The sequence below is a fragment of the Blastococcus deserti genome, assembly GCF_042682525.1.
In the GTDB taxonomy this organism is placed as follows: domain Bacteria; phylum Actinomycetota; class Actinomycetes; order Mycobacteriales; family Geodermatophilaceae; genus Blastococcus_B; species Blastococcus_B deserti.
Genome location: NZ_JBHUHP010000008.1, coordinates 1 through 13736, shown reverse-complemented (window position 1 = coordinate 13736; position 13736 = coordinate 1). Strand labels below are relative to the sequence as shown.

General features: G+C 73.1%; 13 protein-coding genes and 1 riboswitch. Of the genes, 11 read left to right on the top strand and 2 right to left on the bottom strand.

What is annotated here, in order from left to right; genetic code table 11:
• Positions 1-49: 49 nt before the first annotated feature.
• The 4 genes from ACFSHS_RS07355 to ACFSHS_RS07340 all read left to right on the top strand — a co-directional run bounded on the left by ACFSHS_RS07355 (position 50) and on the right by ACFSHS_RS07340 (position 2613).
• Entirely contained in the window at positions 50-748 is a 699-nt protein-coding gene (locus tag ACFSHS_RS07355) for a histidine phosphatase family protein (RefSeq protein ID WP_376873631.1), read from the top strand.
• Positions 749-798: 50 nt separating this feature from the next.
• Entirely contained in the window at positions 799-1350 is a 552-nt protein-coding gene (locus ACFSHS_RS07350) for a DUF3090 family protein (protein ID WP_376873629.1), read from the top strand.
• Between the two features lie 14 nt (positions 1351-1364).
• On the top strand, positions 1365-2114 hold the full coding sequence (locus tag ACFSHS_RS07345; protein ID WP_376873627.1) for an SCO1664 family protein: 750 nt from the start codon (positions 1365-1367) through the stop codon (positions 2112-2114).
• Between the two features lie 112 nt (positions 2115-2226).
• Entirely contained in the window at positions 2227-2613 is a 387-nt protein-coding gene (locus ACFSHS_RS07340; RefSeq protein WP_376873625.1) for a VOC family protein, read from the top strand.
• 14 nt (positions 2614-2627) lie between these two features.
• Here the strand turns inward: ACFSHS_RS07340 and ACFSHS_RS07335 are convergent, their stop codons facing one another.
• Entirely contained in the window at positions 2628-3389 is a 762-nt protein-coding gene (locus tag ACFSHS_RS07335) for a maleylpyruvate isomerase family mycothiol-dependent enzyme (RefSeq protein ID WP_376873623.1), read from the bottom strand.
• A gap of 70 nt (positions 3390-3459) precedes the next feature.
• Here ACFSHS_RS07335 and ACFSHS_RS07330 point away from each other — a divergent pair, with 70 nt between their 5' ends.
• From ACFSHS_RS07330 to ACFSHS_RS07315, 4 genes are read left to right on the top strand one after another with little or no spacing between them, the layout of a single operon-like run.
• Positions 3460-3807 (top strand): alpha/beta fold hydrolase, encoded by a 348-nt coding sequence (locus ACFSHS_RS07330; protein ID WP_376873621.1) that lies wholly within the window; start codon positions 3460-3462, stop codon positions 3805-3807.
• The gene (locus ACFSHS_RS07325) at positions 3804-4295 is read left to right on the top strand and encodes an alpha/beta fold hydrolase (RefSeq protein ID WP_376873619.1); all 492 of its coding nucleotides are present in this window, start codon (positions 3804-3806) and stop codon (positions 4293-4295) included. The genes ACFSHS_RS07330 and ACFSHS_RS07325 overlap by 4 nt, the downstream gene beginning before the upstream one ends.
• Before the next feature lie 35 nt (positions 4296-4330).
• On the top strand, positions 4331-5581 hold the full coding sequence (gene mshC / locus ACFSHS_RS07320; RefSeq protein ID WP_376873617.1) for a cysteine--1-D-myo-inosityl 2-amino-2-deoxy-alpha-D-glucopyranoside ligase: 1251 nt from the start codon (positions 4331-4333) through the stop codon (positions 5579-5581).
• Positions 5581-6621: an HD domain-containing protein gene (locus ACFSHS_RS07315; RefSeq protein ID WP_376873615.1), complete on the top strand. Its 1041-nt coding sequence runs from the start codon at positions 5581-5583 to the stop codon at positions 6619-6621. The genes mshC and ACFSHS_RS07315 overlap by 1 nt, the downstream gene beginning before the upstream one ends.
• Positions 6622-6742: 121 nt before the next feature.
• Here ACFSHS_RS07315 and ACFSHS_RS07310 read toward each other — a convergent pair whose 3' ends face one another.
• The gene (locus ACFSHS_RS07310; protein WP_376873613.1) at positions 6743-7606 is read right to left on the bottom strand and encodes a PAC2 family protein; all 864 of its coding nucleotides are present in this window, start codon (positions 7604-7606) and stop codon (positions 6743-6745) included.
• Between the two features lie 115 nt (positions 7607-7721).
• Between ACFSHS_RS07310 and metH the strand changes: the two genes are divergently transcribed.
• The 3 genes from metH (at position 7722) to ACFSHS_RS07295 (ending at position 13508) form a co-directional block, all read left to right on the top strand.
• Positions 7722-11525, top strand: a complete 3804-nt coding sequence (metH, locus tag ACFSHS_RS07305) for a methionine synthase (protein WP_376873611.1) — start codon at positions 7722-7724, stop codon at positions 11523-11525.
• Between the two features lie 134 nt (positions 11526-11659).
• Positions 11660-11792: riboswitch (cyclic di-AMP (ydaO/yuaA leader) on the top strand.
• Between the two features lie 13 nt (positions 11793-11805).
• On the top strand, positions 11806-12783 hold the full coding sequence (locus ACFSHS_RS07300) for a VldE C-terminal domain-containing protein (protein ID WP_376873609.1): 978 nt from the start codon (positions 11806-11808) through the stop codon (positions 12781-12783).
• The gene (locus ACFSHS_RS07295) at positions 12780-13508 is read left to right on the top strand and encodes an HAD family hydrolase (RefSeq protein WP_376873607.1); all 729 of its coding nucleotides are present in this window, start codon (positions 12780-12782) and stop codon (positions 13506-13508) included. The genes ACFSHS_RS07300 and ACFSHS_RS07295 overlap by 4 nt, the downstream gene beginning before the upstream one ends.
• The last annotated feature ends 228 nt before the right edge of the window (positions 13509-13736 follow it).

Here is a 13736-nt window from a genome sequence, read left to right as displayed (position 1 = left end):
CGGGCCTCGGGACCGGGCCTGACGGGGCCGCCGACATACTCTCCTGCCCGTGACCACGGTGATCCTCCTCAGGCACGGGCGCACGACGGCCAACACCGGAGGCGTCCTGGCCGGCTGGTCCCCGGGGGTCCGGCTCGACGAGACCGGCGAGGCCCAGGTCGCGGCGGTGGGCAAGCGGCTGGCGCAGGTGCCGCTCGCGGCCGTGGTCAGCAGCCCGCTCGAGCGCTGCGCGCAGACCGCCGCGGCGGTCGTGGCCGGGCGGGACGTCACGGTGCAGACCGACGACCGGCTGGGCGAGGCCCGGTACGGCGACTGGACCGGCCGGCCGATCAAGGAGCTGGCCAGGGAGCCGCTGTGGAAGGTGGTCCAGCAACACCCGTCGGCCGCCGTCTTCCCCGGGCCGGAGGGGGAGGGGCTGGCCCAGACCCAGGCCCGCGCGGTCGCCGCCGTCCGCGCCTGGAACGCCGCGCTCGGCCCCGACGCGGTGTGGCTGGCGTGCAGCCACGGCGACGTCATCAAGGCCGTCCTCGCCGACGCGCTGGGCCTGCACCTGGACCAGTTCCAGCGGATCGTGGTCGACCCGGCGTCGATCTCGGTGGTCACCTACACCGACACGCGGCCGTTCGTCCTCCGCGTCAACGACACCGGTGGCGACGTCTCCGCGCTGATCCCGCCGCCGCGCAGGCGCCGGCGGCGCAAGGCGTCGTCCGACGCCGTTGTCGGGGGCGGGGCGGGCACGACCGTCTGACCTCGGTGTCGTCGGCGCGACCGGCGCGGTCGCCCGCGTAACCTGGGCGCGTGCCCCGTCAGGTCCATCTCTTCGACCGCCCGACCCGGTTCGTGGCCGGCACCGTGGGTCAGCCCGGGGACCGCACCTTCTACCTGCAGGCGTCCGACGAGACCGGTCGCACGGTGAGCGTCGCGCTGGAGAAGACGCAGGTGCAGGTCCTCGCCGACCGGATGAGCGAGCTCCTCGACGAGGTCGCCGGCCGGCTGAACACGGTGATCCCGCCCGAGGCCGACGTCGACGACCTCGAACCGCTCACCGCACCCGTCGACGAGGAGTTCCGCGTCGCGGCCATGGGCCTGGCGTGGGACGGCGCCGCCGGGGCGGTCGTGGTGGAGGCCGTCGCCGCGGGGGAGGAGCCCATCGACGAGGACGCCATCCTGTCCGACAGCGACGAGGGCCCCGACGCACTCCGCGTGACGATCACGCCCATGGCGGCGCGGGCCTTCATCACCCGCGCCCGCCGGGTGGTCGCCGCCGGCCGGCCCCCGTGCCCGCTGTGCTCGCTGCCCCTCGACCCGGCCGGGCACGTGTGCCCGCGGCAGAACGGCTACCGCCGCTGACCGGCGGCTCGTCGATGAGCGAGCAACCGATCGAGCCGGAACTGCGTCCGCCCGCGGACGACGAGGAGGCACTCTCGCTGCTGCGCGAGGGCGTGATCGACCTCGAGGGCCGGATGCTGGACGCGTCCAACGTGACCCTCGTCGGCGCGATCCGGACGGCGGAGCTGGCCGCGGAGTGCGTGTACAAGCCGGTCGCGGGGGAGCGGCCCCTCTGGGACTTCCCGGACGGCACCCTGGCCGGTCGCGAGATCTCCGCCTTTCTCGTCTCGCAGGCGACCGGCTGGCGCGTCGTGCCCCCCACCGTGCTGCGGGAGGGCCCGTTCGGCCCCGGGATGGTGCAGCTGTGGATCGACGGCGACGACGACGTCGACCTGCCGGCGTTCGTGCGGCGGGACCACCCGGCGCTGCGCCGCATGGCGGTGTTCGACGCGGTGGTCAACAACGCCGACCGCAAGGGCGGGCACATCATCCCGACCCGCGACGGGCACGTGTACGGCGTCGACCACGGCATCTGCTTCTCGGTGGACCCGAAGCTGCGCACGCTGCTGTGGCGCTGGGCGAACAAGCCGCTGACCCCGGAGACGGTGGCCGTGCTCGAGTACCTGGGGGACGAGCTGCGCGGCAACCTCGGTGACCAGCTGCACGAGCACCTGACCCGCCGCGAGGTCCGCTGCACCCAGCAACGGGTGGCCGAGCTCCTGCGCACCGGCCGGCATCCCGAGCCCAGCGGCGAGTGGCCCGCCCTTCCCTGGCCACCGTTCTAGCGCGCTGCCGAGCGGGGGCCGGAGGCTCCCCGAGGGGTGGCGAGGAAGGGCTCGACGCAGGTCGGGACGGCTCCTGGCCGCGGTCGGAGCCTGGTAGGGCGACAGTGGACACATGCCGCACCGCAGCCGACTGTCCATCCTGCTGCTCGACCTGCCGCCGGAGCACCACGTCGCCGGCACCGACTTCTGGGCCGGCGCCACCGGGCGCTCGGCCGAGCCCGACCACACCGACGAGGACTGGGCGTCGCTCGGCTCGTTCGCCGACGGGTGGCAGATCGAGATCCAGCGGACCGGCGAGGGGACGCCGCCGCGGTGGCACGTCGACATCGAGACCGACGACATCCCCGCCGAGGTGGCGCGACTCGAGGCCCTGGGGGCAACCCGCCACCGGGACATGGGCTCGTTCTGGCAGATGCTCGACCCTGCCGGGCTCGTCTTCTGCGTCGTCGGCATCCAGACCGGCGAGGCCTTCGAGCGCTATGCCGTGCGCTGGCCGTGAACCGGCCGTGAGACCTACTCCAGCCGGACCAGGTCGATCATCGCGGCGGCCTGCAGCCCGTCGCCGTCCACCGTGAGCACCTCGAGCGGCACCCGCCGCCAGACCGCGAGCAGCAGGTCGCCCGCGGTGCCCGTCAGCGCCGCGATCGGGAAGGGCTTCGACCCGGGGAAGAGCGTCCGCTCGGCATCGGCGTCGACGGCGTGGAAGACGACGGGGTGGGCGTTCTCGGGCGGGCCGTCGGGCAGCGCGCCGGGGACCATGACGTCCAGCCACTCGTCGAGGCCGTCGAGGCCGACGGCGGTGGGGATCGGGCGGACGTCGCCGAGCACCTGCTCGACGTCGACGGTGTGGATGGTGGCCTCCAGCGCCTGACGCCGGAGCACGAAGGCGACGTCCTGCTGCGGTGCCCAGGTCCACACCCGCTCGGCGGGATCGGCGCCGGCCAGCACCAGCTCCAGTTCGGCGTTCTGCGCGGCGAGGAAACCCAGCAGCTCGTCGTCGGGGTGCCGGGGCGGCTCGACGTAGGTCGAGGGGTCCGGGGCGCGGGTCTTCACCACCCATGACCAGAAGTGCTGGACCTCCGAGAGGTGCCACACCAGGTCGGCGAGCCGCCACCCCGGGCAGCCGGGCACCGGCGCGGCCCACCCGTGCTCGAGCACCGCCTCGGCGGCCGCGCCGGCGAACCGGGCGTTGGCCTTCTCCAGCACAGGGAGGTACTCGTCCAGCTCCATGACCCCTCGCCGCACGACCCCTCGCCGCACGACCCCTCGTCGCATGGCCCCTCCTCGCCGGTGGTTCCTCGCGACACAGTAGGGCCGGTAGCCGCTCCTGAGGCAGGATGCGGCCATGACGCCCGAGTCGGCCCTGGCGTGCCTCGAGGCCGGATCCCGCGACGCCCCCACCGTCGTCCTGCTGCACGGCCTGGGGACCAGCGGATGGATGTGGGATCGCCTGGTGAGCGCTCTCGGCGACGACCTGCACCTCGTGGTCGTCGATCTGCCCGGGCACGGCAGGAGCCGGACCAGACCGTGGGTCTCCCTGCACGACACCGCCACGGCCGTCGCCGACGTCGTGGCCAGGCACGCCGCGGCGGGATCGGCGCACCTGGTGGGCCTGTCACTGGGCGGCTACGTGGCCGCCACCCTGGCCGCCGCCCGGCCCGACCTGGTGCCGAGCGCGCTGTCAGCGGGGTGAACGTGCTCCCCTTCCCGCATCCCCGGCTGATGCGGCTCAGCGGACGGCTCCTGAACCCCTTCATGACGTCCGGCCCCATGCTGAGGGCCAACGCGCGTGCCCTGCGCGTCCCGCCCGAGGACCTGGAGGCCTACGTCCGCGAGGCGCGCAGCGTCGCCCCGGGGACGTTCCTCCGCGTCGGCAGCGAACTCACCACCTACGGCGTCCCCGCGGAGGCGGGGTCCTCCCCGTGCCGGCTGCTCGCCGTGGCGGGGGAGCGGGAGCACGACCTCGTCCGCCGGTCCCTCCCGGTGCTGGCCGGTGCGTTCCCGCGCGGCCGGGCACGGGTGATCCCCGGCGTCGGGCACGCCTGGAACGGGGAGGCGCCGGAGCTGTTCGCCGAGGTGCTGTTGGCGCAGGTGGCCGATCGTCCCCTGCCACCGGCCCTCGTCGAGCCGGCGGCAGACGTCCGGTTCCCCTCGCCGGAGGGACGGCCGGCCCCGGGCTGAGCAGGCCCGTCGGAGCTCCGATCTAGGCTCGTGCCGTGCTCTCCTGGCCCGCCCCCCTGCTGCCGACCCTGCCCGGGACCGGGCCCGTGCTCAAGGTCCACGACACCGCTCGCGGCGAGGTGGTGGCCACCAGCCCCGGCCCGACCGCGCGGATGTACGTCTGCGGCATCACGCCCTACGACGCCACCCACCTCGGGCACGCGGCGACCTACCTGGCCTTCGACCTGGTCAACCGGGTGTGGCGGGACGCCGGCCACGCCGTCCACTACGTCCAGAACGTCACCGACATCGACGACCCGCTGCTCGAGCGCGCCCACCGCGACAACGAGGACTGGATCGTGCTCGGCATGCGGGAGACGGCTCTGTTCCGCGAGGACATGGCCGCCCTCCGCGTGCTGCCGCCCGAGGACTTCGTCGGCGCCGTCGAGTCCATCCCGCGGATCGTCGCCCACATCGAGGACCTCCTGTCCGAGGGCCTCGCCTACGTCCTGGACGACGGCACCGGCGACGTCTACCACGACGTCTCGCAGGCCCCCGGGTTCGGCAGCGAGTCCGGCTACGACGAGGCCACGATGCTGGGCTTCTTCGCCGAGCGCGGGGGCGACCCCGACCGCCCGGGCAAGCGCCAGGCCCTCGACCCGATGCTCTGGCGGGGCCAGCGGCCCGGTGAGCCGTCGTGGCCGGGCCCGCGTGGCACCACCGGCCGGCCCGGCTGGCACATCGAGTGCGCCACGATCGCGCTCGACACCATCGGCATGGGCTTCGACGTGCAGGGCGGCGGCAGCGACCTGATCTTCCCGCACCACGAGTTCTCGGCCGTGCACGCCGAGGCGCTCACCGCCACCAAGCCCTTCGCCCGGGCCTACGTGCACGCGGCGATGATCGGCCTCGACGGCGAGAAGATGAGCAAGAGCCGCGGCAACCTGGTCTTCGTCTCCCGGCTGCGGGGCGACGGTGTCGATCCGATGGCGATCCGGCTGGCCCTGCTGTCGGGCCACTACCGCACCGACCGCGCCTGGACGACGGACCTGCTGCGCACCGCCGAGCAGCGGCTGGAGACCTGGCGCCGCGCCGTGGCGCAGGACGCTGGGGCGCCGGCCGGGCCGGTCCTGCACGGGGTGCGCGAGCGGCTGACCGACGACCTCGACAGCCCGGGCGCCATCGCACTGGTCGACGCCTGGGCGGAGGCCACCCTGTCCGGCGCGGGGGACCAGGAGGAGCAGGCCCCGGCCGTCGTCTGCGACCTCGTCGACGCGCTGCTCGGCGTCGACCTCCAGGACTGCTGATGACGGCGCAGCCGCCTTTCCGGTTCACCGACCGGGCGGCGCGCGAGCGTGCGGAGGAGCAGCTGGCCCCCGCGGCGACGCGGGCGGCGGCCAGCCGGGGCCGGGCCCGTCCGGAGCCGGAGGACCCGCTGCGCACGGCGTTCGAGCGGGACCGGGACCGCATCCTGCACGCCAAGGCGTTCCGCCGGCTCAAGCACAAGACGCAGGTCTTCCTCAACCCCGACGGCGACCACTTCGTCACCCGCCTCACCCACACGCTGCAGGTCACCCAGGTCGCCCGGTCCCTCGCGCGGGCGCTGGGGCTCAACGACTCGCTCGCCGAGGCCATCGCCCTCGCCCATGACGTCGGGCACTCACCGTTCGGGCACATCGGCGAGGAGGCGTTCGACCCCTACGTCGCCGGCGGCTGGCACCACGCGGCGCAGGGCGTGCGGATCGTCGAGACCCTCGAGGACCTCAACCTCACCTGGGAGGTGCGCGACGGCGTCCGAGCCCACAGCTGGAAGATCGATCCGCCGCCCGCCACCCGCGAGGGGGAGTGCGTCCGCTACGCCGACCGGATCGGCTACCTGTCCCACGACGCGCTCGACGCCATCCGCGCCGGCGTGATCCGGCCGGCGGACCTGCCCGCCCGGGCCCGCGAGGTCTTCGGCGAGCCGGGCAGCGAGATGGTGGGCACCATGATCGACGCCGTCCTCGAGGGGTCCCTGTCCGGGAACGGTCCCGCCGGTGCCGTCGTCATGGCGCCGGGGCCCCTGGCGGCGATGCACGAGCTGCGGGCGTTCATGTTCGAGCGGGTCTACGCCTCAGAGACGGCGGCCGGCCAGAAGCACGTGGCCATCGACGTCATCCGCCGGCTGGTCGACCACCACCTGGCCCATCCCGAGCTGATCCCGGCGTCCTACCGCGACACGGAGGCCGACGCCGTCACCCAGGTCGTCGACTACGTCTCGGGCATGACCGACCGCTTCGCACTGTCGATGCACGACCGGCTCTTCGACGCCGACGCAGCCGCCAGGATGGTTGCCCTGTTGCGGTGATCGGTTCTGGCGCGAGGAGGGGGGCCCCGGAGGCTGTCCGCGATCGGGCGACGCAGCGGCTCAGCGGCGGTCGGGACGGCACCTGGCCGTGGTGCGGTCCGGAGGACCGCAGTGCGATCGCTCAGCCCCCGGAGGCACCCCGGCGCCGCAGGTAGCGCTCGAACTCCTTGGCGATCGTGTCGCCGTTGGCCTGCGACAGGTCCACTTCGGTGGCGCGTTCCTCCAGCGAGCGGACGTACTCGACGACCTCGTCGTCCTCGTTGGCCATCTCGTCGACGGTCTTCACCCAGTCCTCGGCCTGCTGCGGCAGGGCGCCGAGCGGAACGGTCAGCTCGAGGACCTCCTCGACCCGCTGCAGCAGCGCGACGGTCGCCCGCGGCGACGGGGGCTGCGACACGTAGTGCGGCACGGCGGCCCAGAAGCTGATCGCCGGCAGCCCGGCCTGGACGCAGGCGTCCTGGAAGACGCCGAGGATGCCGGTGGGCCCCTCGTAGCGGGAGGTCTCCAACCCGTAGAGCCGGGCCGACTCGGCGTCGTAGGCCGAGCCGGTCACCGGGGTGGGCCGGGTGTGCGGGGTGTCGGCCAGCAGCGCCCCGAGGGCGACGACGATCGAGGCGTCCAGCTCGCGCAGGATCTCGATGAGCTCCTCGCAGAAGCCCCGCCAGCGCATGTTGGGCTCGATGCCGCGGATGAGGATGACGTCGCGCTCGCTGCCGGGCGGACGGGCCACCGAGATCCGGGTCGTGGGCCACTCGATGCGGCGGCTGACGCCGCCGATCAGCGACACGGTCGGGCGGTTCACCTGGAAGTCGTAGTAGTCCTCCGGGTCCAGCGCGGCCAGCGGTTTGGCGTCCCAGATGAGCTCGAGGTGCTCGACCGCTCCGGTCGCGGCGTCCCCGGCGTCGTTCCAGCCCTCGAAGGCCACGACCACGACGGGGTCGGTCAGCTGGGGCAGGTCGTCTGCGGTGGACTGAGGATCGATCACCTTTGCGAGCCTACGTCGATCCGCCGCGGGTGCCGCGCTCTCACACCCCTTCCGTGTGGGCCGGCACCCGCGACGAGGGAACCGATCCGCCGTCGGGCGCGTCTAGTCTTGTTCGGTGTCCGCCCACGGCCCGTCCCTCCGTCCCGATGTCACGGCCGAGCTCACCGCGCTGCTCGCGCAGCGCATCCTGGTGCTCGACGGTGCGATGGGCACCGCGATCCAGCGGAAGCGGCCCGACGAGGCCGGCTACCGCGGCGAGCGGTTCGCCGACTGGCCGACCGACGTGCAGGGGAACAACGACCTGCTCAGCGTCACCGCGCCCGAGATCATCGCCGGCATCCACCGCGAGTACCTCGACGCCGGCGCCGACCTGATCGAGACCAACACCTTCAACGCGACGCGGATCTCGCTGGCCGACTACGGCATGCAGGACCTCGCCTACGAGCTGAACGTCGCCTCGGCCCGGCTGGCCCGCGAGGCGTGCGACGCCATGACCGAGCGAACCCCGGGCAAGCCCCGCTACGTCGTCGGGGCGATCGGCCCGACCAGCCGGACGGCGTCCATCTCACCCGACGTCAACGACCCCGGGGCTCGCAACGTCACCTTCGACGAGCTCGTCGAGGCCTACCTGGAGCAGGCCGACGGGCTCGTGGACGGCGGCGTGGACGTGCTGCTCGTCGAGACCATCTTCGACACGCTGAACGCCAAGGCCGCCATCTTCGCGCTGGAAACCCTGTTCGAGCAGCGGGGGCGGCGCTGGCCGGTGATGATCTCCGGGACCATCACCGACGCCTCCGGCCGCACGCTGTCGGGTCAGGTGACCGAGGCCTTCTGGCACTCCGTGCGGCACGTCCACCCGCTGCTCGTCGGCCTCAACTGCGCGCTCGGGGCGAAGGAGATGCGGCCCTACATCGCCGAGCTCTCCCGCGTCGCCGACACCTTCGTCTCCTGCTATCCCAACGCCGGCCTGCCCAACGCCTTCGGCGAGTACGACGAGTCGCCGGAGGAGACCGCCGCCGTGCTCGGGGAGTTCGCCGGCAGCGGCTTCGTCAATCTCGTCGGCGGCTGCTGCGGCACGACGCCCGCCCACATCGCGGCGATCGCCGCCGCGGTCGAGGACGAGGCGCCCCGCACGCCGGCCCAGGCCGCGCCCGCGCTCCGGCTGTCGGGGCTGGAGCCGCTCACCGTCACCGCGGACACCCTCTTCGTCAACGTCGGCGAGCGCACCAACATCACCGGGTCCGCCCGCTTCCGCAACCTCATCAAGGCCGGCGACTACCCCGCCGCCCTCGCCGTCGCCCGCCAGCAGGTCGAGGCCGGCGCGCAGGTCATCGACGTCAACATGGACGAGGGGATGATCGACGGCGTCGAGGCGATGGACCGCTTCACCAAGCTGATCGCCGCCGAACCGGACATCTGCCGCGTCCCCGTGATGATCGACTCCTCGAAGTGGGAGGTCATCGAGGCCGGGCTCAAGTGCGTGCAGGGCAAGTCCATCGTCAACTCCATCTCCCTGAAGGAGGGCGAGGAGAAGTTCGTCCGCGAGGCCCGCCTGTGCCGCAAGTACGGCGCCGCCGTCGTCGTCATGGCGTTCGACGAGCAGGGCCAGGCCGACACGCTCGAGCGGCGGACGCAGATCTGCCGGCGCGCCTACGACATCCTCACCGAGCAGGTCGGCTTCCCGGCCGAGGACATCATCTTCGACCCGAACATCTTCGCCGTGGCCACGGGCATCGAGGAGCACGCGAACTACGGCGTCGACTTCATCGAGGCCACCCGCTGGATCAAGCAGAACCTGCCAGGCGCCCTCGTCTCCGGCGGCGTCTCCAACGTGTCCTTCTCGTTCCGCGGCAACAACCCCGTGCGCGAGGCCATCCACGCGGTGTTCCTGTACCACGCGATCGCGGCCGGCATGGACATGGGCATCGTCAACGCCGGGGCGCTCGAGGTCTACGACGAGGTGCACCCGCTGCTGCGCGAGCGCATCGAGGACGTGATCCTCAACCGCCGTCCCGACAGCACCGAGCGCCTCCTGGAGATCGCCGGGGACTTCGCCGGCGACGGCTCGGTGAAGGAGATCGCCTCGGAGGAGTGGCGGTCGCTGCCGGTCGGGGAGCGGATCACCCACGCGCTGGTCAAGGGCATCGACGCGTTCGTCGAGGAGGACACCGAGGAGCTCCGCCAGGAGATCAGCGCCCGCGGCGGCCGGCCCATCGAGGTGATCGAAGGGCCCCTGATGGACGGCATGAACGTCGTCGGCGACCTGTTCGGCGCCGGGAAGATGTTCCTCCCGCAGGTGGTGAAGTCCGCCCGGGTCATGAAGAAGGCCGTCGCCTACCTGATTCCCTACATCGAGGCCGAGAAGCAGCCCGGCGACGCCGACCGGAGCAACGGCAAGGTCGTCATGGCCACGGTCAAGGGCGACGTCCACGACATCGGCAAGAACATCGTCGGCGTCGTCCTGCAGTGCAACAACTACGACGTGGTCGACCTCGGCGTCATGGTGCCCGGCCAGCGGATCCTCGACGCCGCCAAGGAGGAGGGCGCCGACATCATCGGGCTGTCGGGCCTCATCACCCCGTCGCTCGACGAGATGGTCACCGTGGCCTCGGAGATGGAGCGGCAGGGCTTCGACATCCCGCTCCTCATCGGCGGCGCGACCACGTCGCGGGCGCACACGGCGGTCAAGGTGGCGAAGAGGTACCACGGCCCGGTCATCTGGGTGAAGGACGCCTCGCGGTCGGTTCCGGTGGTGGCCTCGCTCCTGTCGGACGAGCAGCGCCCGCGGCTGCTCGCGGAGACCGAGGCCGACTACGTGGCGCTGCGCGAGCGGCACGCCGCCCGTCAGGACACCCGCACGATGCTGCCGCTGACCGCAGCCCGCGCCGCCGCGCCGGAGTTCGACTGGAGCGGCTACCGCCCTCCTCGCCCGCGGATGCTGCTCCAGCAGGCCAGGGACCTGTGCGACGGGCCGGGCTGCGACCACCGCGACGGCCACGCCACGCAGTTCGTGAAGACGCTCCGGGACTATCCGCTGGAGGAGCTGCGCGAGTACATCGACTGGCAGCCGTTCTTCTCCGCGTGGGAGATGCGTGGCCGGTTTCCCGACCTGCTGCACAACCCGGCGACGGGCGAGGCGGCGCGCCGGCTGTACGAGGACGCGCAGGCGATGCTCGACCGCATCGTCGAGGAGAAGTGGCTGCGGGCCAACGGCGTCTTCGGTCTCTTCCCGGCCAACCGGGTGGACGGCGAGGACATCGAGGTCTACACCGACGAGTCGCGCACCGCCGTCCGCACGACCCTGCACCAGCTGCGCCAGCAGACCGAGGGTCGCGACGGCTCGCCGCGCAAGTCGCTCGCCGACTTCGTGGCGCCGAAGGAGACCGGGCTGACCGACTACGTGGGCGCCTTCGCGGTGACCGCGGGGCTGGGCTCGGCCGAGCGCGTGGCCGCGTTCAAGAAGGCCCACGACGACTACAGCGCGATCCTGCTGGAGGCGCTGGCCGACCGGCTGGCGGAGGCGTTCGCCGAGCGGCTGCACCAGCGGGTGCGCACCGAGTTCTGGGGCTACGCCGCCGACGAGCACCTGGACAACGACGCGCTCATCGCGGAGAAGTACCGGGGCATCCGCCCGGCACCGGGCTACCCGGCCTGCCCCGAGCACACCGAGAAGCGGACGATCTGGGACCTGCTGGACGTCGAGGCCAACGCCGGCATCGAGCTGACCGAGAGCATGGCCATGTGGCCGGGCGCCGCGGTGAGCGGGCTGTACTTCTCCCACCCGCGGTCGCGGTACTTCGTGCTGGGGCGGCTCGGCCGCGACCAGGTCGAGGACTACGCGCGCCGCAAGGGCTGGACGGTCCACGAGGCGGAGAAGTGGCTGGCGCCGAATCTCGGCTACCGCACCGAGGACGAGTGACGGCGGACGCCACGCGCGGCCCCGGCGGGGAAATGTGACGGAATCGTCCCGTTCGCGTCGGCGCGTCGTGATAATTTCGTTACCTGTCCGGCGGGCTCCGCTCCTCGACCGAGGACCTCGGCCGGGCACCGCCGAACGATGCGCGGCCGAGCGTCGCGCCGACCGGGGACCCATGGATCCTCTGGGGTGAATCCTGCGTGCGTGCAGGTAGGGCAACTTCCGGCCCGAACCCGTCAGCTAACTCGGTAGGCGGCTGAGGAAGAACGGAGAGCCGCCCCCTGTGGCGACCCTGAACTCGCACACCGCACCTCGTCTCGACGACACCGTCTCCGACCACACCGTCTTCGACCACACCGTCTCCCACGACACCGTCTCCCACGACACCGTCTCCCGGGACGACGCCGCGACGCCGTCATCGGCTCGCCACGCGTCCCGCGGTGGCGGTCGGCGCCGCATGACGGCGCCAGGGTCCCGCGTGGCGTACGCCGCGGGCATCGCGAGCGTGTGCGCCCTCGCCCTCGCCAACCTGGTCACCGGCGGGCCTGCTGCCTCCGCCACGTCGGCCCAGGAGCAGTCGGCATCGGTGGCCGTCGCCGACGCCCTCGGGATCGACGGCTCCGGCATCGACGAGCCGGCGATGGAGGAGCCGGTCCTCCTGGACCAGCTCGCGGCGAGCCGTGCCGAGCGGGATGCGGAACAGGCCGCGGCCGCCGCCTCCCAGGCCCAGGCCGAGCAGGCCGCAGCGGCCGCCCGCGCCGAGGCCGAGGCACGCGCGGCGGCCGAAGCCGCCCGCGCCGAGGCCGAGGCGCGCGCGGCGGCCGAGGCCGCTGCGCAGGCCGCTGCGCAGGCCTCCTCGCAGGTCACCGCCGCCGCGGCCTCGACGGTCGCCAGCGTCATCGCCAAGATCAGCAACAGCGCCGGCCCCGTGAAGCCGCAGGTGCAGGCCGCGGCCAATGCGGTCGTGAGCAACGTGCCCGGCGCCGACCGCATCACCATCGGCGGCACCCGGGCCAGCGCGGCCGACCCGGGCGGACACCCCTCCGGCCTGGCCCTCGACTACATGGTGGGCTCCGACAGTGCCCTCGGTGATGCGATCGTCGAGTACCACATCGCCCACTGGGACGAGCTCGGTGTCGACTACATCATCTGGCAGCAGCGGATGCTCTCCTCGCCGGGCGGCTCCTGGAAGGGGATGGAGGACCGCGGCAGCGCCACGGCCAACCACTTCGACCACCCCCACGTGAACTACCGGGGATGAGCCCGATCGGCACGGCCACCGCACCGGGTCCGGGCGACCTGCGTGCCGTCCTGTTCGACATGGACGGCACGCTGGTCGAGACCGAGCAGTACTGGGGCGAGGCCATGTTCGAGCTCGCGGCCGCCCTCGGCGGCCGCATGTCGCCCGGCGCCCGGGCGGCGACCGTGGGGTCCAGCATGCGCCGCTCCATGGCCATCCTCCATGCCGACCTCGGCGTGGTCCGGACGGAGGAGCAGCTGCTGGCCGATGCCCGGTGGGTCGAGGAGCGGACGGCGCAACTCATGGCGGGCGGCATCTCCTGGTGCCCGGGCGCGCGGGAGCTGCTGACCGAGGTCCGGGCGGCGGGGCTGCGGGCCGCGGTGGTCACCACGACGCCCCGGCGGGTGGCCGAGTTCGTGCTGGCGACCATCCGTGCCGACCTGGGCGGGGACCCGTTCGACGTCACCGTCTGCGGCGACGAGGTCCCGGCCCGCAAGCCCGACCCGGCGCCCTACCGCCGGGCCATGGCCGCCCTGGACGTCGGGCCGGGGGAGTGCGTCGTGATCGAGGACTCCCAGTCCGGGATCGCGGCCGGCCTGGCGGCCGGTGCGGCCGTTCTCGGCGTCCCGAACGTCCAGGACGTCGCCCCGGCCGCCCGGCTGACCCTGCGCAAGAGCCTCGTCGACGTCGACGTGCCCGTCCTCGCCGGGCTCCTGGCCCCCGTCGGAGCCGACCGGCCGGAGTGAGCCGGGCGGCCCGCCGCCGGTGACCAGGAGCGCGGCGCGGGCATCGCGGCGTCAGCCGATGGTGCCCACTTCCGCGGCGATGGTGGTGTCCTCGCCGTGGCCGGTCCTGACGACCGTGTCGGGGTGGAGCGTGAACAGCTCCGAGCGGATGGAGTGCTCGATCGTCGGCCGGTCGCTGAACGAGCGGCCGGTGGCGCCTGGTCCGCCGTGGAAGAGGGTGTCGCCGGT